Source organism: Nannocystis exedens, assembly GCF_002343915.1.
In the GTDB taxonomy this organism is placed as follows: domain Bacteria; phylum Myxococcota_A; class Polyangia; order Nannocystales; family Nannocystaceae; genus Nannocystis; species Nannocystis exedens.
Genome location: NZ_NETK01000001.1, coordinates 1269539 through 1289242 on the forward strand (window position 1 = coordinate 1269539; position 19704 = coordinate 1289242).

Annotated in this window: 14 protein-coding genes; 7 read left to right on the top strand and 7 right to left on the bottom strand. The window is 73.0% G+C overall.

Going from position 1 to position 19704, the window contains the following annotated elements; all coding sequences use genetic code 11:
* Positions 1-25: 25 nt before the first annotated feature.
* Positions 26-1420: a monooxygenase gene (locus tag NAEX_RS04910; protein WP_100793131.1), complete on the bottom strand. Its 1395-nt coding sequence runs from the start codon at positions 1418-1420 to the stop codon at positions 26-28.
* A 566-nt stretch (positions 1421-1986) separates the two neighbouring features.
* Here NAEX_RS04910 and NAEX_RS51955 point away from each other — a divergent pair.
* Positions 1987-4434, top strand: coding sequence for an aminotransferase class V-fold PLP-dependent enzyme (locus tag NAEX_RS51955; RefSeq protein ID WP_096326364.1), 2448 nt, complete (start codon positions 1987-1989; stop codon positions 4432-4434).
* 72 nt (positions 4435-4506) lie between these two features.
* On the opposite strand, the gene NAEX_RS53685 is transcribed toward NAEX_RS51955, so the two are convergent.
* Complete coding sequence (locus tag NAEX_RS53685) at positions 4507-5316, bottom strand: hypothetical protein (RefSeq protein ID WP_275937630.1); 810 nt, start codon at positions 5314-5316, stop codon at positions 4507-4509.
* Between the two features lie 924 nt (positions 5317-6240).
* Between NAEX_RS53685 and NAEX_RS49645 the strand changes: the two genes are divergently transcribed.
* From NAEX_RS49645 to NAEX_RS04940, 4 genes are all read left to right on the top strand, one after another.
* Complete coding sequence (locus NAEX_RS49645) at positions 6241-6567, top strand: hypothetical protein (protein ID WP_096326366.1); 327 nt, start codon at positions 6241-6243, stop codon at positions 6565-6567.
* Positions 6568-6710: 143 nt separating this feature from the next.
* Positions 6711-8114, top strand: a complete 1404-nt coding sequence (locus NAEX_RS04930; RefSeq protein ID WP_143140777.1) for a vWA domain-containing protein — start codon at positions 6711-6713, stop codon at positions 8112-8114.
* Between the two features lie 195 nt (positions 8115-8309).
* Positions 8310-10430, top strand: a complete 2121-nt coding sequence (locus NAEX_RS04935; protein ID WP_177325956.1) for a choice-of-anchor L domain-containing protein — start codon at positions 8310-8312, stop codon at positions 10428-10430.
* Between the two features lie 51 nt (positions 10431-10481).
* A complete protein-coding gene (locus tag NAEX_RS04940; protein ID WP_096326368.1) occupies positions 10482-11258 on the top strand; it encodes a ketopantoate reductase family protein in 777 nt (258 codons plus the stop codon).
* A 142-nt stretch (positions 11259-11400) separates the two neighbouring features.
* Here the strand turns inward: NAEX_RS04940 and NAEX_RS04945 are convergent, their stop codons facing one another.
* The 3 genes from NAEX_RS04945 to NAEX_RS47315 form a co-directional block, all read right to left on the bottom strand.
* The gene (locus NAEX_RS04945) at positions 11401-11961 is read right to left on the bottom strand and encodes a hypothetical protein (protein ID WP_143140776.1); all 561 of its coding nucleotides are present in this window, start codon (positions 11959-11961) and stop codon (positions 11401-11403) included.
* Between the two features lie 137 nt (positions 11962-12098).
* The gene (locus tag NAEX_RS04950; RefSeq protein ID WP_096326370.1) at positions 12099-14330 is read right to left on the bottom strand and encodes a protein kinase domain-containing protein; all 2232 of its coding nucleotides are present in this window, start codon (positions 14328-14330) and stop codon (positions 12099-12101) included.
* Between the two features lie 48 nt (positions 14331-14378).
* A complete protein-coding gene (locus NAEX_RS47315) occupies positions 14379-14657 on the bottom strand; it encodes a hypothetical protein (RefSeq protein WP_143825518.1) in 279 nt (92 codons plus the stop codon).
* A gap of 455 nt (positions 14658-15112) precedes the next feature.
* Here NAEX_RS47315 and NAEX_RS04955 point away from each other — a divergent pair, with 455 nt between their 5' ends.
* Positions 15113-15403: a hypothetical protein gene (locus tag NAEX_RS04955; protein ID WP_096326371.1), complete on the top strand. Its 291-nt coding sequence runs from the start codon at positions 15113-15115 to the stop codon at positions 15401-15403.
* 533 nt (positions 15404-15936) lie between these two features.
* The gene (locus NAEX_RS04960; protein ID WP_096326372.1) at positions 15937-17583 is read left to right on the top strand and encodes a hypothetical protein; all 1647 of its coding nucleotides are present in this window, start codon (positions 15937-15939) and stop codon (positions 17581-17583) included.
* A 10-nt stretch (positions 17584-17593) separates the two neighbouring features.
* Here the strand turns inward: NAEX_RS04960 and NAEX_RS04965 are convergent, their stop codons facing one another.
* Both NAEX_RS04965 and NAEX_RS04970 read right to left on the bottom strand, forming a co-directional pair.
* A complete protein-coding gene (locus tag NAEX_RS04965; RefSeq protein ID WP_096326373.1) occupies positions 17594-18637 on the bottom strand; it encodes a hypothetical protein in 1044 nt (347 codons plus the stop codon).
* 370 nt (positions 18638-19007) lie between these two features.
* On the bottom strand, positions 19008-19565 hold the full coding sequence (locus NAEX_RS04970) for a hypothetical protein (RefSeq protein WP_143140775.1): 558 nt from the start codon (positions 19563-19565) through the stop codon (positions 19008-19010).
* Positions 19566-19704: the final 139 nt, after the last annotated feature.

Sequence of the window (19704 nt, forward strand, 5' to 3'; positions counted from 1 at the left end):
CGGAACATGCCCCTCGTGCCCGGTCTCACTGGACCGGGCTGACCGTCAGGACCGCCAGGCACATCTCGTCGCCGGTGCCCTCGCCCCAGAAGATGTCGACCGGGTCGAGCTGGACCCCGTCCACGATCGGCTGGTTGGCGGCGCTGTTGTCCCACTCGCAGGTCAGCCGCAGGCGGTCGCCGGGCTTGACCGTCATCGGCGCCTTCAGCCGGTAGCCGCCCTGCCAGCTGAAGTCCCAGTTCGGGATGTAGAGCGCGCACTCGTCCTCGGCGCCCTGGCGGTCGAGCTCGAGGCTGGCCCGGCGGCCGCGCGTGTGCATGTGCAGGCTGACCTCGTGCATCACGAACGGCTCGCCGTTCTGGACCCCGGCCTGGGGGAAGAAGTCGCCGATGAAGCTGGTGAGGTCGACCTCGAAGTCGTGGACGACGCGCGGCTCGCCGGCGGGGATCTGCATGCTCCCACCGAGCCACTCGGGGTTGGTGAACGGGATCACGTGCAGCGGCACCTCGACGCTGTCGGCCAGCTTGAGCCGCAGGCGGGTCCGGTCGGCCGGGCCGCCCGTGTCCATCGGGTGGTAGTGCATCTGCAGCACGATCGCGCTGCCGGGCTGGACGGGGATCCCGCGCCTCTCGTCGAGCGAGGGCTGGGTCCCGGGCGCCCACGCGCCGAGCCACTGCTGCGAGAAGCCGCCGCCGCCCGGGCTGCCGAAGCAGGTGTAGCCGGGCCCCTCGTCGGCCGCGTCGAGGTTTTTATACGTGGTGACGCTGCCCGGCGGGATCAGGAACGCGATCGCGTGATGCACGATCGGCCGCACGTCGGGCACCACGTCGAAGCCGACCACGTACTTCAGCTGGTCTTCGGGCCAGTCGAGCACGAAGCAGCGGTAGTCGTCGGGCGACTGGGTCGCCAGGTACGGCTCGGGCAGCGGCAGGTCGAGGTCCCACGCGATGGACGGCGCCTCCGGACCGCTCGGCGGCGCGTCGGCGGGGTCGCCGAGCGGCGCGCCGTCGTCGATCCACGTCAGCAACACCTCGCGGTCGGCCGCCGGCAGCGAACGGTCGTGATCGTAGCGGTTGCACTCCGCCGCCGGCGGCCACGGCGGCATCGTCCCGTCGAGGATCGCCGGCGCGAGCACGCCGGCGAACATCTGCGCCTCCTCGGCGGTCGCCAGCGAGAACGGCGCGACGTCGCCCGGCCGATGACAGGTCGCGCAGTGCTTGTCGAGGATCGCCTTGGTGTCGCGCCAGTAGGTGTAGCGCCAGTCGCTCGCGTCCCCGGTGGTCCCGGTCGCAGGCTCGCCGCCGGAGCTGCCGTCGGTCGTGCCCGCGGCGGCGCTCCCCTCCTCGTCGCCGGCCGGAGCCGCATTCTGACAGCCGAGAGCGAAGACACCGAGGACAGCGAGGGCGAGGCGGCGGTTCATCGAGCGGACTCCTATCGTCGCCCACCGTATCACCGCGCGCGGGTCCGCCGGGCCGCGCGGACACGGCCCCCCTCGTGAGTCCGCGCGCACGCCTCCGTGTTCCGGGGCCGCCGGGCCCCGGCCCGACGCTGTCTCGAAAGCCATCTCCAATTTTCCTCTTCCGCCGCGACGACTCGAGGAACTCCCGGAAGCAGCGAGCGTCCGTTCCGGCGCCTCCCGCACGAGCGCCCGTCGCAGGACCCGGACGACCCTGTCCTCGAGGACATGTCGCCAGAGCAGCGCTCTCCCTCGCCGCCAGCCCTTAAAGACATGCCCGTTCGGGCAGGTTGTTTCTAAAACATTTGCTCACCGCCGACGCCCGCGCCGCGCTCGCGGCGCCCGTCGCCGCGCCCATGCCGTCGGCGGCGCGACCGGGTTTGCACGCCGTCGCTCGCCGCGCACGGCGACCACGCCGCCGGAGGGAGCGCGCTCACATCGGCCGCAGAACTCCGCTCCACGGCCTGCTGCGTCGGCGCGGCCCTGGGCTCGCGCTTTCACGGGCGGCGGGCGTCATGTAGCGTGCCGCCATGCGCCTCAGCTACCACCAGCTCGTCGATCGCGTCCGCGCCCGCGTCTCGGGGGTCACCGCTGCGGAGCTCGCGGCGCGGCGCGGCCAGCCCGGCGATCGCAGCGTCGTGCTCGACGTGCGCGAGCCGGACGAGTTCGCCGGCACCGGCACGCTCGCCGGCGCCGTGCACGTCCCGCGCGGCCTCGTCGAGAAGCTCGCGGCCGACATCTTGCCCGACCTCGACGCCGCGATCGTCGTCGTCTGCGCCTCCGGGCACCGCGCCGTGCTCGTCGCCGACGTCTTGCAGCTGCTCGGCTACGGCCGCGTGCAGTACCTCGAGGGCGGCCTTCTGGCCTGGCAGGCCGCCGGCCTCCCGCTCGCGCCCGCGTGTGCGCGCGCCGTCGCAACCACCTGCGCCCGCACCCCGACGTGGGCCGACATCCGCGCCACCTTCCCGATCGTCGGCCGTCAGGTCCCCGTCATGGGCGAGGGCGAGCGGGCCCTCCTCTACCTCGATCACGCCGCCTCCACCCACGCCCCCGAGCCGGTGCTCGATCGCTACGCCCGCTTCATGGCCGGCGAGTACGCCAACATCCACCGCGGCACCCACCTCCTCTCGCGCAAGGCCACCGAGCACTTCGACGAGTGTTACTACGTCGTCTCCGACTTCATCGGCGGCGACCTCGAGCGCGACTGCGTGGTCTTCCTCGGCAACACCACCCAGGCCGTCGACCTCGCCGCGCACGTGATGGCCGCGCTGCCCGGCAAGGTCGTCGTCACCGAGCTCGAGCACCACTCGAACGACCTCCCGCACCGCAACCGCGGCCCGGTGCTGCGCGCCCGGATCACCGCCGACGGTCGCCTCGACATGGACCACCTCGGCCACCTGTTGCGGCAGAACCAGGTCAAGCTGGTCGCCGTCACCGGCGCCAGCAACGTCACCGGCTGGATGCCCGACATCCACGCGATCGCCCGCCTCGCCCACGAGCACGGCGCGCTGATCCTCGTCGACGCCGCTCAGCTGCTCGCGCACCAGCGCATCGACGTGAAGCCGCCCGGCGACCCCGCGCACCTCGACTTCGTCGCCGCCGCCGGGCACAAGGCCTACGCCCCGTTCGGCGCCGCCTTCCTTTATGGACCGCGCGGCATCATGGACGCCGCCCCGCCCTACCTGCCCGGCGGCGGCACGGCCTCGCGCGTCGGCCCGCACAGCGTCGAGTACGTCAGCGCGCCCGACCGCCACCAGGGCGGCACGCCCAACATCGGCGGCGTGCTCGCGCTGGCCGAGGCGCTGCGCTTCCTCGACGGCATCGGCATGGCCCACGTCCGCCAGCACGAGCTCGCGCTGACGCGGCGGGCCATGGCCGGCATGAAGGCGCTCGGCGTCACCCTCTACGGCCCCGACGACCCCGACGCGCGCCTCGGCGTCCTCAGCTTCAACGTCGCCGGCGTCTCCGATCCGCTGGCCGCCGCCGTGCTCAGCGAGGAGCGCGGGATCGCCGTCCGCAACGGCCGCTTCTGCGCGCACGTCCACGTCGACCGCCTGCTCGCCAGCCAGGGCGGCGCCACCCCCGAGCCCGGCAGCGCCCCCGGGGCCGTGCGCGCCTCCTTCGGCCTCTACAACGACGAGGCCGACGTCGATCGCTTGCTCGAGGCCGTGGCTGTCCTTCGGGACAGGCGATGGGTCGGCCGCTACCGCGTCCGCGCCGCCGGCGTCACCGCCGAATTCGCCGGTCGCTGCAACGACCGCTGGATGGAGGCCGACGCCCCGAGCCCGCCGGCCCACGTCGACGCCGAGCCGGGCGAAGCCCTGCTGTTCGCCCAGCTCAACCCGAGCGGCCCGACGCGCTCGTACCTGGTCGCCGAGCGCCGCAGCGGCGCCGCCATGCTGGTCGACCCGCGGCGCGACCAGGTCGACCGCTACCTCGCCGAGCTGCAGCGCCACGGCCTGCGCCTCGAGCTCGTCCTCGACACCCACACCCACGGCGATCACCTCTCCGGCGCCAAGCGGCTCAAGGACCTGCTCGGCTGCGCGATCGCCATGCACCGGGCCGCCGCCGCCCCGTGCGTCGACCGCCCGCTCGAGGACGGCGACACCATCACGCTCGGCGGCCTCGCGCTCGAGGTGTGGCACACGCCCGGCCACACCCCCGACTCGCTGTGCCTGCTCCTGCCCGACCGCGTGCTCACCGGCGACACGCTGTGGCTCGGCGGCACCGGCGGCTGCGACCTCGGCGGCGATCCGGCCGCCCTCGCCGCCAGCCTGCTGCGCCTGCGCGGGCTGCCGGCCCACACCGAGGTGTGGCCGCTGCACGACTTCGACGGCCGCGGGCGCAGCACGATCGGCGAGGAGGCCGGCCAGAACCCGTTCTTCCAGGGCGACCTCGGCCAGCTCCGCGCCCGCCTGGCGCCGAACCGCGGCGAGGCCTCGGCCGTCAGCCGGGCCAACGCCTCCTGTCAGACATGACCGGAAGGACATGCCCGTCCGGCCATGCCCTTTCGGACATGGCCTCAAGAGCATGCCCTGGGAGCCACCCGCTCACAGCGCGGCGATCTCGGCCCCCAGGCACCACGGGCCGTGGGGGTCGATCTCCGGCATGAACAGGTTGACGTCGCGCAGGCCGGGCTCGTTGCAGGCGTCGGAGCCGAAGTAGGTCTGCTGCGGCGCCGGCAGCGTCGACGGGTCGGCGCCGAAGCCGATCGTCGACTTGGGGTCGCCGCCGACGAAGCCGACGCAGAAGCGGCTGGTCTCGATCACCGGCTGCTGCTGCTCCGGGATCTGCAGCGACCCGGAGCTCACGGGCAGGCCGAGCGACTCGGACATGTACAGCACCTGCTGCAGATCGGCCGATCGCACCTGGAAGCGCACCCGCGCCTGATGGGTCAGCGCCACCAGGGTGTAGTCGATCCGGCGCACCCGGTAGGGCGGGGCGACCGGGGCGTCGAAGCACTCCGCCCCGCGGACCTCGCCGTCGAGCCCGTTCGAGACGTTGCCCGCGCCGTAGCACCACAGCGGCTCGACGCAGTTGGCGGGATCGTAGTGGTGCAGCTCGGCGGTCGACGGCGCCTCGGTGGTCGTGCTCGGTTCGTCGGTGGTCAGCGCGAGCGTCGTGCTCGTGCTCGTGCCCTCGCTGTCGAGCTCGCCGACGGTCGCCAGGCCGGTGCTCGTGCTCGTGCTCGTACCCGTCGTCGTGCTCGTGCTCGTGCTCGTCGGCCCGTCGGTCGACGTCGGCGCCAGCGGATCGGTCGTCGAGCCGGTCGCTCCGTCGTAGGCCGGGTTTTGCGTCAGGCACCCGCTCAGGGCCACCAGGCACCCTGCCAGCCGCGCGCGTCCGCACCGAAGCCTCATCGACCCCAATGTACCACGTTCCGGGCGCGCCGGCTGATCCCCGCATACATGTCCCAAAGTTCATGCCATAGGCGCGACGCCGCCGTCCCGGGCTCGCATTCGCCCGCACGTCGTACGCTGGCGTCGGCGGCGTGCGGACGTTCGCGTCGAGCGCTGCTGGATCCTCGCGCTCGCGGGGAGGTCGCGCCGACCGCGAGCCCGTCGGTTCGTTGCCCGCGATGGCGGTGACGAGCTCCCCGCCGCCACCGCGCTCGCGCTCGCCGTCGGCCCTACGCGCGTCCTGCAGCGCGGCGAGGTGCACTGCTGGGCGACGGCGCCACGGCCAGCGGCCTCGTCCACCGCCGCGATCGCGGCGAGCCCCCGCACCGCCCTTGCCTCGCCGCCGTCGTCGCCATCGCCGTCGGCCCCAGGCCGGCGGGGCCGGGTGGTGGCCCGCGTCACACATGCACCTTCAAACATGTCCGAACAGCCATGTGCTCGCCCGGCGACCGGCTCGGCCGGCCGGCCGGTCGCGGCGTCGCCGGGGTGCGAACCAGTCGACGAGCACCGCGGTGCCGCCGGCGCCATCGCCACGCCCCCATCGATCGCGCGCGGGCCCCCTGGCCGGGCAACGCGGTCGACCTCGCGATCTGCGCCGGCGCGGCGCGATCGTGGGCTCACCGCCGCCGCCGAACCGCTGGCGCCGGATCGCCGACGCTGTCGAGCTCATCCCCGGCGCCGCGCACGCCTGCACGCGCGACGCGAGCGGTCGAGTCCGCCGCTCGGCGTCCATCCGTGCGGCCGCCCCGGCGACGGCGCCACGAGTCCCGCGACGCCGACGTCGCCGTCCGCGGGCCCCGGCGACGCCGTCGCGCTCGCGGCCGTCGACTCCACACCTCCACGTTGCGGCGCAGCAGCGGCCTTTCGTCCCGGGACGACGGACGGATGGGCCGGCTCGGCGACGGCACGCGGGCCGACCGCGCGGCATCGACCCGCACGCCGGCCTCGGCCGCGCGCGCGATCGCTGCGCGCGTGGACACGACCTGCGCGATCGGACAGGCGAAGCATTCCCTGCCGATCCGACGGCGACGCCGTGTGCGGCCGTCTCACCCCGAAATCGTCGCCGCCGGGACGTCGAGCCTCCTCGCCGTCGGAGCGCCGAGCGCGTGCGCGGCGGAGGCGAGCGCGTCTCGTGTCGCGCCGTCGGCTTGTCACCACGGGCCGCACGCGTGGGACGTCGTCACCACGGCGCGCGCGATTCCGCAGCCATGAACTCGCGTTCACTGCGGCCCTGACGCGGCGAAATCACCGGAGCTCGCGCGCTTGAAAGCCGCATCCTCGCCGGGCGATAGTCGTGATCGGCTCGACTTCTTCGCGCGGTGAAAATTATGGCACGCACAACCTCTCTCGTATGGATGACTTCGATCGGCCTCGTCGTGGGCTGCGGCGACGACGGCATGCAAACGTCGCAGACCGGCGTCGCATCGCAGACCACGACGGCGACCCAGCCGACGACGCTCGACACGCTCGGCACCTCCGAAGGCAGCGAGTCTGCCACCGGGACGCCGCCGACCACCAGCGAGGGCACCATGGGCATGACGAGCGACAGCTCCGGCGTGCCGACCTCCACCAGCGAGAGCACCTCGACCGGCATGGTCACGGCGACGATGAGCACCACCGAGCCGTCGACCGACACGCTGACCACCGAGCCGCCCGAGACGACGACCTCGACCAGCACCAGCGAGACCACCTCGAGCACCACCGACACGACGACCTCGAGCACCTCGACCACCGACACGACGACGACCACCACGACCGACCCGGGCACCACCACCGAGGACATCCCCTGCAACGAGATGCAGGTCGTCCTCACCCCGGTCGTGCCGAACGTCATGCTCGTCCTCGACAAGTCGGGCTCGATGCTGTCGCTGTGGGACCACGACGCCAACCCGAACACGGCGCAGGTGAGCCGCTGGTACAGCCTCTACGCCGTCGTCGACCAGGTGCTCACCGCCTTCAACGCCAACTTCAACTTCGGCATGAACCTGTTCCCGAACAAGCAGGCGGTCGACACCTACGTCCCCGGCGCCTGTCCCGTGAACGCCAACGTCGAGGTCCCGGTCGCCCCCTTCAACAAGAACCCGATCCTCAACGCCCTGCCGGCGCAGAACAACAACACCATCAAGGGCGGCACCCCGGCTCAGGCCGGCGTCCTGGCGGCGCTGAACCACCTCAAGACCCTCGACCCGATGATCCCGCGGGCGATCATGCTCATCACCGACGGCGCGGCCAACTGCACCACCGGCAAGCAGCCGCCGCCGCTGTTCGAAGACTACGACCAGTCGCTGCACACCCTGGTCGGCAACGCCTTCACGCAGGACGGCATCCCGACCTACGTCATCGGCATCGCCATCGCCAACGCCGTCTCGCCGGTGCAGATGGACGGCAGCCCCGACAACATCAACCCGTACGAGAAGCTCAACGAGCTGGCGACCCAGGGCGGCACCGCCAAGCCCGGCCCGGAGAAGTTCTACAGCGCCGACAACCAGGTCGAGCTGCAGGCCGCGCTCAACGCGATCGTCACCGACGCCCAGAGCTGCGTGATCGCGCTCCAGGACCAGCCCGGCTTCCCGCAGTTCACCAAGGTCAAGATCGGCGGCGTCGAGGTGCCGAAGATCAACGACTGCGCGAACGAGAACGGCTGGAAGTACGTCGACCCCGCCCCGCCCTACGTCGCCATCGAGCTGTGCGGCACCGCCTGCAACTCGCTCAAGCAGACCGGCGAGGCCGGTGTCGAGTACTACTGCAAGCCGGGCTGAGGCTGCGCGCGCGTGTGGCCGGCCGGCCGGGGTCGGTGCGGTCATTCGCGCGGCCGATCGTCGATTGCGGATTGCCGCGAGCACCAGCCCTCGGGCCGGAAGGCCGCGGCGTATCGCCGCTGTGCGCGGCGCTTCGCGGCTGGCCGCGCGCAAACTCGATTGATGCATAGCAGCGACCCTGGTAGGGTGGCTGGAATGCACAAGCTTTGCCCCGACATCGTGGCCCTGGCGTCGTGTGCCGTGTTGCTCGCGGCTTGCGGCGACGATCAGCCGGCTTCCTCCTTCGATCCGACCTCGCAAGTCACTACGGCGAACAATCCGACCACCAACCAAGTTTCGTCGACCAGCGGACCGCAGGACACCGAGCCGACGACCACCACCGTCACGCCGACCGAGCCGGGCACCAGCTCGGTCGGCACCGAGACGGGGACCACCGACACGACGGGCACCCCCGAGACCACCACCGACCCGGGCACCACCACCACCGTGGACACGACCGGCCCCGACCCGGGCACCACCTCGACCACCGACCCGGGCACCTCGACGACGATGGCGATGCCGTGCGAGGAGGCGAACTGTCCCATGGGACAGTTCTGCGACCCCAACGGCAACCAGTGCATCCCCGGCTGCAACGACGACACCGACTGCAACGCCCCGACCAAGTGCGACGTCGGCAGCAACACCTGCAAGGGCTGCCTCGGCGACGGCGACTGCCCGCTCGGCACCGTGTGCGACGGCGGCGAGTGCGTGCCCGGCTGCAACGACATGCAGCCGTGCCAGGACGGCCTGGCCTGCTGCAGCAACAGCTGCGTCGACCTGCTGGTCGACGTCGCCAACTGTCAGGCCTGCGGCAACGCCTGCCCGGTGCCGCCCAACGGCAACGCCGCGTGCGTCATGGCCCAGTGCGGCCTCGCGTCGTGCAAGGCGCCGTGGAACGACTGCGACAAGGACCCGGCCAACGGCTGTGAGAACCAGGGCCCGTGCCAGTGCGACCCGGGCACGCAGACCGCCTGCTACACCGGCCAGGGCGGGACCCAGGGCGTCGGCATCTGCAAGGAGGGCCTGCAGACCTGCAACCCGCAGGGCACCGGCTACGGCCCGTGCACCGGCGAGGTCACGCCCAACCCGACCGAGATCTGCAGCAACAACCTCGACGACGACTGCGACGGCCAGGTCGACGAGGACGCCGACGCCGACGGCGACGGCTACACCGTGTGCGGCGGCGACTGCTGCGACGAGGTCGGCCCCAGCTGCCTCAACCCGGCGCTCGTCAACCCCGGCGCGTTCGAGGTCGGCGGCAACATGGTCGACGACGACTGCGACGGCACCAAGGACAACCCGGTCGCCTCGTGCGACGCCAACCTCGCCAGCAACTCGTCGAACGCCCTCGACTACGCCAAGGCGATCGACCTGTGCCAGACCACGACCGAGAACCCGCCGCAGAACCAGAAGAAGTGGGGCGTGATCTCCGGCACCCTCACCCGCGCCGACGGCGTCGGCGCGATCGACTCCCAGGCCAAGTCGATCCGCCCCGGCTTCGGCACCAACGTGCTGCCGCAGCAGAACGCCCGCCTGGCGATCCTGTCGACCGGCAACGCCGCCGACCAGAACGACGCCATGCCGCCCTACGCCGACTTCCAGCCCGGCAAGATCAACGGGGCCAACAGCGCCGCCCCGGCCGACTGGCTGGCGGCCAACGGCGGTCAGTTCCCCAACGCGCCCGGCTGCCCCGGCGCCCAGAGCAACGGCGCCAACGACAGCGCGATGCTGAAGCTGCGGATCCGCGTGCCGACCAACGCCAAGTCGTTTAACGTGCAGATGTACTTCTACTCGGCCGAGTGGCCCGAGTACGTGTGCACGGCGTTCAACGACCTGTTCGTCACCCTCGTCAACTCGACCGCCGCCGGCAACCCGAACGACCGCAACATCGCCATCTACAACGCGCCGAACAACCAGAAGTACCCGGTCGGCGTCAACATCGCCAAGGCCGCGCCCGGCCTGTTCACGCAGTGTCAGAACGGCGTGGTCGGCTGCTACGGCAACCAGTTCAACTACAACAACTGCACCGGCACGCAGGGCATCGCCGGCACCGGGTTCCAGGCCGACGCCGGCTTCGACTACTGCCAGGAGGGCAACTACCACACCGGCGGCGCGACCGGCTGGCTCAAGATGTCGGGCAACGTCACCGGCGGCGAGATCATGGAGATCCGCTTCGCCATCTGGGACACGGCCGACGGTCAGTGGGACTCGCTGGTCCTCCTCGACGACTGGGTCTGGTCGGTCCAGGCCTCGCAGCCGGGCGTGCAGCCCAACTGACGCCGGCCGCGGCTCGACAGGTCCGGCGATCGGGCGTACGTTCCGCTCGCCGTGCCTGTCCTGTCGCGTGTCACGATCCTGGGCGCCGGCCGCGTCGGCGGCGCCCTCGCCGCTCGCAGCCCGATCCCCGTCGCCCTCGTCACCCGTGAGGCCGGCTGGGAGGCCCTCGACGGGCCCCCGGGCGAGCCCGTCGTCGTCGCCGTCGACAACGCGGGCCTCGACGCCGCCCTCGCCCGCGTCCCGGCCGCGCGCCGGCCCGACCTGGTGTTCGTGCAGAACGGGGTGCTGGAGCCCTGGCTGTTCGAACATGGCCTTCAGGACAGCACGCGCGCCCTGCTGTACTTCGCCGTGCCGCGCCGCGGCGCGCCGATCGAGCCCGGCGGCACCAGCGTGCTGACGGGCCCGCACGCCGAGGCGCTGGCGACCTGGCTGCGGGCGATGGACCTGCCGGTCGAGGTCGTCGCCCGCGAGGCCTTCGCCGCCGCCATGCTCGAGAAGCTGATCTGGAACTGCGCGTTCGGCCTCCTGTGCCAGCGGTTCGGCTGCACCGTCGGCGAGGTGCTCGAGCGCCACGACGAGCTCCTGGGCGCCCTCGTCCACGAGCTCCTCGCCGTCGGCCGCGCCGCCCTCGGCGTCGACGTCGCGGCCGCCCCGCTGCTGCAGCGCCTGCGCGCCTACTCGCGCGCGATCGCCTCGTACCGCGGCGCCGTCAAGGACTGGCCGTGGCGCAACGGCTGGTTCGTCGCCGCCGCCGCCGAGCGCCGGATCGCCACGCCGACCCACATCGAGCTGCTGCGCGAGGCCGGCGTGCTCCCGACCTCGACCTGACCCGAGAGGCAGGCGAGCGCCGCGCGGCCGCCCGGTTCAGCGCTCGCGGTCCGCGTTCGCATACCTGTCCTTTCGGTCACGCTTCGACCGCCCGATCGGACATGTCCCGAGAGACATTCGACTTCGCGTCGACGCCGCCCGCTCAGCGGAACAGCCCCGAGCGCGGCGAGCTCAGCGCTCGCTCGAACTCCGCCAGCGCGGCGTCGAGGCGGGCCTGCAGCAGCGGATCGGGGATCGCCGAGCCCGCGCGCGCGGCCGCGATCTCGCGCACCGCCTGCAGCGAGGCGCCGCACGAGTCGAGCACCGCCCGGACCTCGGGGCCGGCGCGGTCGACCTCGCCGGCGAGCTCCCAGGCCCGCTGCAGCGCCTCGTCGAAGCGCAGCGCGTCGAGCTGGCCGCGGAGCGTCGCCGCCTCGCGCACCAGCAGCGCGCCGGCAGGCGGGAGGTGGTCGAGGCGGGGCTCGGCCGGAGGCAGCGCCTTCACGACCGGCACGGCCCCGAGGATCCGCCCCAGCGCCGGCGAGGTGAGCCCGCCGCAGAGAAACCACAGGCCCGAGAGGATCAGCGGACCCGCGTCGGCCGTGTCGCCCTCGATCCGGGGGATCTCCAGCGCGTGCAGCACCAGCGACGGCAACGCGCTGACGATCGACCACAACGAGGCGACCGCGAACGTGCGCAGCGGCTCGCGTCCGTCGTCCTCCATGCTCCCGCTGAAACGCGGGCCGGCGGCCGCCGTTCTGCTGCCGGCCCCGGCGGCGGCGCTCGCCGGCGCCCGCGACATCGGCCCGCGGCGCACCCGGGCGGCCGCTGCGGTGCCACCGCTCGCCCCGTCGGCGCGGATCAACCTCCGAGGTCGATCGTCAGCGCGTGGCGCACCGGCGCGCCCTCGAACTGCAGCGACGCGATCGCCTCGCGGATGCAGCGGTCGAGCGGATGACGCTCGTCGACCGAGAGGTGCTGGATCTCGAGCAGCCGCGTCGGCCCGCCGGCCTCGAGCGCCAGCGCCAGCCGCCTCGGCGCCCCCGGGCACGCGCGCAGGCGCGGCGCCAGGGCCTCGACCGCGGCGACCACCTCGGCGCGGGTCGGCCCCGGCCTGGGCGCGGCGGTGGGCGGCGGATCGGCCCGCGGGGCGGCCTTCGCCGGCGCCGGCGCGTCGCGGGCCGCCGGCGCGTCCGAACCTGTCTCGGAGGACATGACGAAAAAGCCAGCCACGCCGAACGCCGCGGCCGCCAGCGCCCAGCCCAGCCGCCGCGCGCGCGGCCGCGCAGCTGTCTGAGAGGACATGTCCGTCCAGGCAGCCGCCGGCGCGCTCACCGGCGCCGCCGCGCGCGGGCGCGAGCCGGTCGAGGCCGCCGGCGGGGCCGTCCGCTCGCCGCGGTCGCTGTGGAGGCTGCGCAGCGCGTCGCGCTCGGCGCGGAGCAGCTCGAGCAGGTCGGCCATCGACTTGACGCGCAGCTCGGGGTCCTGGGCGAGGATGTCCTGAAAGTCAGCCGCGAGAAAAGTGTCCTCGAGCTGCGGCGCCGCGCGGACCACGTGCTCGCGCAGGCGCGCCGCGCCCTCGGCGGGCTCGGCGGCCAGCAGCTCGCGGATCACCGCGTTGGGCATCTGCGCCCCGGTGATCAGCATGAACAGCACCGCGCCGAGCGAGTAGACGTCGCTGCGCTCCGACTTGGCGCCGCCGCGGAACAGCTCGGGCGCGGCGAAGCCGGGGTGGCCGAACGCGCGGCCGTCGTCGCCGCGGTGGCGGGGGGCCGGCGCGTAGCGCTGGTCGGTGCGGGCGTAGAACGCGTCGAGGAAGCGGCACTCGCTGAGGTCGATGATGCGCGGCCGCGGCGGCAGGCTGCGCTCGAGCATCAGGTTGGTGAAGCTGAGGTCGCCGTGGAGGATCCCGCGGGCGTGCGCGTCCTGCAGCGCCTCGGCCAGCTCGATCACCAGCTCGACCGCCGCCAGCGGCTCCATCGGCCCGCGCTGGATCGTGCGCGCCAGCGGCTCGCCGTCGATCAGCTCCTCGACCAGGTACCACGAGCCGTCGTCGTTGTAGTCGCACTCGTAGATCCGCGGGAACGCGCGGTGGGTCAGCTTGTCGAGCGCCATCGCCTCGCGGCACAGGTCGGCCAGCACCGGCGTGCGGGCCAGCGTGCGCGGCAAGATCTTGACCGCGACGTCGCGCCCGAGCACGTGGTGATGGGCGCGCCACGTCTGCCCGCACTTGCCCTGCCCGAGCAGCGTGCGCAGCTCGAGCCGGCGCGCGTACAGCCGCGGCGGGGCCGAGGCGCTGCAGCTCGCGTCGCCGGCGTCGCTGCAGCCCGGCTGCTCCGGCGGCGCCGGCACGAGGTCGGGCGCCGGCGGCCACACCTGCGGCTCGGGCCGCAGCACCGGCTGCGTCGCCGCCAGCTTGTGCGGCCACACCTCCATGCCCGCGGCCAGCCACGCCGCGCGCAGCTCGTCGGCGCGGAGCTGCGGGTGGCCGGCGACGTCGCTCGCCAGCTCGAGCACGCGTCGCAGCGGCTCGGGCACCGGCTCGGCCGGGTCGTCGCGGTCCATCAGCGCCTTCAAGGTGCGCCCGAGCTGGGCCAGGTCGGCGCGCGGCGAGCGATCGCCGGCCGCGTCGTCGCTGCGCGGCGCCGTCAGCAGGCGGGCCACCCCCGCGTCGCTCCAGCGGATGTTGCGGGCGTTGACCGCCCCATGAGACAGGCCGTGCTCGTGCAGGCACATCAGCGCCTCGGCGATCTGCAGCCCGACCTGCCACGCCGTGTCGAGGGCCAGCGGCGCCTGCGTCCACCGCTGCGCCAGCGACACCCCGCCCTCGTCCTCGCGGACGAAGTACGGGTGGCCGTCGCCGCCGACCCCGTGATCGACGACCGCGGCGATGTACGCGTGGCGCAGCGCCGCCAGCAGCTTGGCCTCGCGACCGAACCGCTCCGCCGCCGCCGCCGGCAGCGCGTGCTGCAGCGACACCACCTGCACCCGCGTCCGCGCGCGCTCGTCGTGCGCCACGTACACGCTGTGCCCCGGCTCCTCGTCGATCCGCTCGACCAGGCGGAACCGGGGCGACTCGGGCGCGGCGGGCATCTCCGGGAGCGTGCCTCGTCGGCCCCGCGAACGCAATTGCGGCGCGCGTCACCCGCTGCGCGGCGCCTCGCGCTGGCCGGATTGTGGTATGCATGCGGGGCGATGAATCCTTGCCTGTGCATCGTCCTCGCCGTCAGCATCGCGGCAGGTCCGGTCCCCAAGGCGCCGCCGTCGACGTTCGCGCAGCTCGAGCGGCACATGCAGGAGCTCGTCGAACAGGAGCGGTTCGACGAGCTCGCGCGCGACGGCGAGACGGCGTTCGCGCGCGTCGACCTGGAGCCGTGGCAGCGCCGCGAGCTCGCCTTCTACGCGCTGCGCGGCTACCACCGGATGTACGACGCCACCGGCCGACCCGCGGGGCTGTGCCGGGCTCGTACTTTGTTGCGTCGCGTCGAGCGAGAGGTCGGCCTCGGCGACGCCGCTGCCGTCGCCTCGCGCCTGCGCGACGTCACCGAGTCGGGGCTGGCGAAGCAGGGGCCGAAGGACCCCTGCGGCAAAGCGCGAGCGGCCGCCGGCGCACCTCCATCGAGCCCGGGCGAGCTGTTGCCGGTGCTGCGCACGAAGCCCGCCCTGCCGCCGCCGACCGACGATTCGCAACCTGTCCTGATCGACATCCCGCGCCGGCAGCTCTCGCGCCCGCCGGCCGCCACGCCCCCGGCACCTGCGCGCGAGCCGGCCCCGCGGCCGCGCCGACGACCGACCCCGAGCCCGACGTCCGCTCGCGCAACCGCGTCCTCGCCGGCAGCCTGCTCCTCGTCCTCGGTCTCGGCCTCGGCGCCGGCATGGGCGCGGCGCTGTGGTACCGCAGCGAGGCCAACGGCGAGATCGTCGAGATCGGCGAGCGCGTCGACGCCGAGCTGCGACGGATCACGCCGATGGAGTTCGACCGGGTGACCCACCTCGCCGACGTCTACCGCACGCTCACCCCGGTGGCCGGCGTCACCGGGGCGGCCGCCGGCATCGCCGCCGTCACCGGCATCGTCTTGCTGGCGACGCCGCAGCGCGGACGCACCACCGCCCGCGTGTCGGCCACCCCGTGGTCGGCGATGTTGACGCTCTCGGGCCGCTTCTGAGCGCCCTCCGCCGCGACTCGACGCGCACCCCGTGACGCGCCCTGCGTGCAGTCGACGACCTCCGCGATCGCGATGGCGGACGTGGGCCAATGGCATGAGTCGGCCCACCTCGCCGTTGTGACATTCGCAGCACCACGTCACAGGCGCGAAGGACATGTCTCTTCGGACATCCAGTGCGCCGTCCGCGCCCAACCCTCGCGCGGCCGCTCGATCGCGCGCGCTCGGGACCCCCGCGTGTCCCCAAGATCCCCCGTCCGTGCACTTCCGCGCCGCGCGAAATCATGACGTGAGCGCCGGCGCGCGCGCGCGCGTGATGTCGAGACCGCGGCCTGCCACGAATTCGCCGGCCGGGCCGCCCGCACGGGGTCGACATTGACAACCCGCGGCCAATCGGCAGACCGAGCAGAATGGCAGCAAACACGGGTCTACTCGACAATCGACGGTCGGCGAACTCGCCTGCGCCCTCGAAGTCACGCCCATGTCGACCCGCGAACTCGCCGGGCTCGGCTACCCTCTTGTGCGCGGACCCGGAGATGAAGCGGCGAGCCTCCCCCAGCCTCCCGGGCATCGTCGTGCTCGGGCTCGCGGCCTGTACGGCGCCCGGTCTCGGCCCCCTCACCTACGACCAGCCGCCGGGGGAGACGTCGACATCCGCCGCCAGCGGCGCCAGCGACGGCGCTCCCCCGACCACCGACGAGCCGGTGCCGACCACCGGGACCACCGGCGAGCCCTCGGACCCGAGCACCGCCGGCAGCGGCTCCACCGGCGAGACCGGCAGCACCACCGCCGACGCCCCGCTCGCGCCGCCCGCGATCGTCGAGAACATCCTCGGCCCGGACCCGCTGGAGCAGCCCGGGCCGGTCGTCGCCCAGATCGGCACTGCCTACGCCGAAGGCGTGCGCATGCAGATCGACGGCGGTCCGGCGATCGAGCTCGGCCCCGCCGGCGATGACCAATTCCAGGGCGAGATCGCCGTCCACACCGCGCTGGACAACGGCCCGCACCTCGCCACCTTCGTCGCCTGGCGCGACGAACTCGAGAGCGAGCCGCTCGAGATCCCGTTCACCGTCGCCCTGCCGCCGCCCGGCAGCGAGCTGTTCTGGGAGGGCGACAACGCGATCGGCAAGGGCACCGTGGTCGCCCTCGCGGTCACGCCGAAGCCCGAGCTCATCGAGCTCGGCACCTACTATCCTCAGGGACAGGCGCGCTGCTACCTGCGCCGGCGCGACCTCGACGGCACCTGGGGTGCGGGCGACCTGTTCGAGGTCAAGCCGGGCCTGCCGTGCAGCGCCATCGACCTCGCGGTCGACGACCAGGGGGCGCTGCACGTCCTCGTCGACAAGCTCGAGGACGGCGAGCTGCGCTGGTGGCTCGGCAAGTTCGACGCCTGGGCCGGCGACCCGACCAATGTCGGCAGCGGCGTCGTCGGCGACGTCGCCCGCGCCCTCGCCCTCGCCGACGACCGCCTCGCCGTGTGCGGCACCAAGCCCGATGGCAAGCTCGCCACCGCGGCGGTGTGGCTGTTCATCGCGGGCGAACCCGGCAAGAACCTGACCTACGATTATGTGCCGGACACCGACCCGCCCGTGCTCATCGGCTTCAACGAAGCGCCCAACGACTGCGGCTTCGTCAACGAGCACCTGCTCGTGACCGGCGAGCTCAGGGGCTGGCACGACAAGGACACAATTCGGGTGCGGCAGTTCCTGCTCGACATCCACGCCTCCGACGAGAGCCCCGTGTGGCGCGTCGCCCCGCCGGACAGCGGCAGCCAGAGCGGCGGCCGTGTCCTGGCCGTCGACGCCGGCGGGCGGGCGATGACCGGCGGCTACTTCTGCGGCGATCCATGTGAGCACACCTCCGAGCTGCGGATGTTCAGCGACAGCGGCAGCCAGGTCTGGCAGCGCTCGCTCGATCCGCTGCTCGCCGACCCGCGGGCGCTCGCCTGGCACCCTGCCGGCTACGTCGTGTTCGTCGCCGCCCGCGACGGCCCGCAGGGCTCGACCTCGTTCTTCGCCGAGGCGTGGTTCCCGCTGGAGGCCAAGCCGCTCTGGTCCTACGACCACCAGGACGCGCTCGCGGTCCACACCCCCACGGCCCTGGCGATCGGGCCGTACGGCCAGATCTACGCCGGCGGCATGACGGCCGGCGGCTACCCCGCCGTCGCCTTCATCGCCCCGTAGTTCGCGGCGCTCACTGGGGGATGAAGGCCGAGCAGGCCTCGCTGATGCGATCGGTCGCCACGTCGAACCCGGGCCGGTAGTCCTCGTCGTCGTTGTCGGCGATGTACCAGTACGGGAAGTAATACTTGACCAGGTCGCACACGGTGTCCCACGGGTCGCACTCCGGCTCCTGGATGCTGAACATCACCACGGAGCTGGGGTCGCCGTGCTTGGCGTTCGTGATCGCCTCCGCCCACAGCTTCGGCTTGCCCTCCGAGTCCGTGTCGAGCGTGTTGGAGATGAACGTGATCATCAGCAGCGCGTCGTCGCGGATGAAGCCCTCGTTGCAGCCGCCGGGGCCGTTCAGCGCCGGGGACACCGCCGCGGTCACCGCCTCGCCGAGCTCGGCGTCGCCGTTGAGGCCGACCTGGGCCATACAGGCGAAGGTCCCGACCGGATCCGGCTGCTCGCGGGTGAAGTAGCGGCGGCCGCCGAGGAGCCCGCAGTCGTGGTTCGACGCGCCCTTGCCGGCCGGGAAGACCGTCCCGGCGCCCAGCGTCGTGTCGCAGGCGGTGAGCTCGGCCACCGCCTCGCACGGGTAATCCGGGACGGAGCACCCCTCGGGGCTGCAATCCTCGTTGCACAGAGGATGGCCCCACGTCTCGTCGGGGTCGATCACCATGATGTGATAGTCGAAATCGGCGAACTTGCTCTCGATCGTCTCCATGAAGTACGGGAACGCCTCGATGAGCCGCGCCTGCATGACGTCCATGAAGGCATAGCGCGAGATGACGAACAGGAAGTCGATCTTCCCCTTGCACCCGACCGGGTGCGGATCGCCGAGGTCGGGCACCCCGAGGTCCTGCAGCGGCGCGGCCGCGGTCGTGCTCGTGCTCGTGCTCGCCTCGCCGCCGGTGCTGCTCGTCGAGCTGTCCTCCGGGACAGGTACCGTCGTCGACGTGGTGCCGGTCGACGGATCGGGCGCCTCGCCCGTCGAGGCCGGCGCGGTGATCGCGGGCGGGATGGCGAACGACGAGGCGGTCGGGTCCGGACCCTCGCACCCGCCGGCGAGCACGGCCGCGGCGAGGCTCGGCCAGGCGCCATGGCGACGAGGACGGCGGCGGGGTGGCGCCGCGCGCGAATGCATTGACATGTCCGCGGGGACAGGCGCGGCGATTGGCCCCGGACCCTCCTCCCTCGATTCGGCCGCGGAGCTCGCGCCGGACTGGCCGGCGCGCGAGGACGCGGCAGGGTGTGGGCCCTCGCAGGCCGGCGATGGGGCCAGGACTGCACTCATTCCCCGCACGTCCCCAGCTTACCCCGACCGGGCGCAACCGCGCCGCGCGGAAACGTGAGGTTCGAGGCTGCACATCGGCGCAGGTTCGCGCCTGACATGGCCTTTTCGCCATGTCCTCAAGGGCGATCGATGACGACGTTCTCGCCGCTCAGCCGTTCGGCGACGGCCGTCCCGGCGGCAGGGCGCGCCGGCGCAGCGCCGCGGCCGTGCGGGCGATGGTCGTCAATTCGGTCCACGGCCGCTCGGCGGCGGTCGGATCGCCTCCGATCCATTCGCACGGTTGATCGCGGTACGGGTCTGTCGGCAGGGCTCGCATCTCGCGGGCGCCGGCCTCGAGGGCGGCCTTGAGGCGGGACAGCGCCGCCGCGTCGGGGCTGAACAGCTGCGGCGCCGCCTGTACCGTGAGCCAGGTGCGAATGACCAGAGCGGCGACCGCCGCGATCGCGGCCATCCACAGGAAGCCGGGGGCCGGGGCCGTGAACACCACCGCTGCCAGCCCTGCCCACACCATCCACGCCCACGCCGGCAGCCCGAGCGACGCCGCCAGGCTGCCCGGTCGGGCGTGTTCCAGCTCCGGCCGGGCGCCGAGCGCCAATTGGTCGACCAGCGCCCGCCGACGCAGGTCGCGCTGGATCTGCCGCGCCAGCTGCTCGGCCTCCGTGAGCGCCACGAGGGCCGCTCGCGCGCCGGAGGAATCGTGGGTCACGATCGCAGGGTACGGCACAATCGCCGGCTGTCCTCGTCCTCGCAGGGGCGAATCCGCGCTCTGCGGGGCTGACGGATCCAGGGAACGGCGCTTCGCGTCCCTTGCGCACTTTTTCGAGTCCGCGCATGGACCGGGGGGG

Coding starts and splice junctions, on each gene's coding strand:
- NAEX_RS04910 (WP_100793131.1), bottom strand. CDS start 1,420: ATGAACCGCCGCCTCGCCCTCGCTGTCCTCGGTGTCTTCGCTCTCGGC.
- NAEX_RS51955 (WP_096326364.1), top strand. CDS start 1,987: ATGCGCCTCAGCTACCACCAGCTCGTCGATCGCGTCCGCGCCCGCGTC.
- NAEX_RS53685 (WP_275937630.1), bottom strand. CDS start 5,316: ATGAGGCTTCGGTGCGGACGCGCGCGGCTGGCAGGGTGCCTGGTGGCC.
- NAEX_RS49645 (WP_096326366.1), top strand. CDS start 6,241: ATGGGCCGGCTCGGCGACGGCACGCGGGCCGACCGCGCGGCATCGACC.
- NAEX_RS04930 (WP_143140777.1), top strand. CDS start 6,711: ATGACTTCGATCGGCCTCGTCGTGGGCTGCGGCGACGACGGCATGCAA.
- NAEX_RS04935 (WP_177325956.1), top strand. CDS start 8,310: ATGCACAAGCTTTGCCCCGACATCGTGGCCCTGGCGTCGTGTGCCGTG.
- NAEX_RS04945 (WP_143140776.1), bottom strand. CDS start 11,961: ATGGAGGACGACGGACGCGAGCCGCTGCGCACGTTCGCGGTCGCCTCG.
- NAEX_RS04950 (WP_096326370.1), bottom strand. CDS start 14,330: ATGCCCGCCGCGCCCGAGTCGCCCCGGTTCCGCCTGGTCGAGCGGATC.
- NAEX_RS04955 (WP_096326371.1), top strand. CDS start 15,113: ATGGGCGCGGCGCTGTGGTACCGCAGCGAGGCCAACGGCGAGATCGTC.
- NAEX_RS04960 (WP_096326372.1), top strand. CDS start 15,937: ATGAAGCGGCGAGCCTCCCCCAGCCTCCCGGGCATCGTCGTGCTCGGG.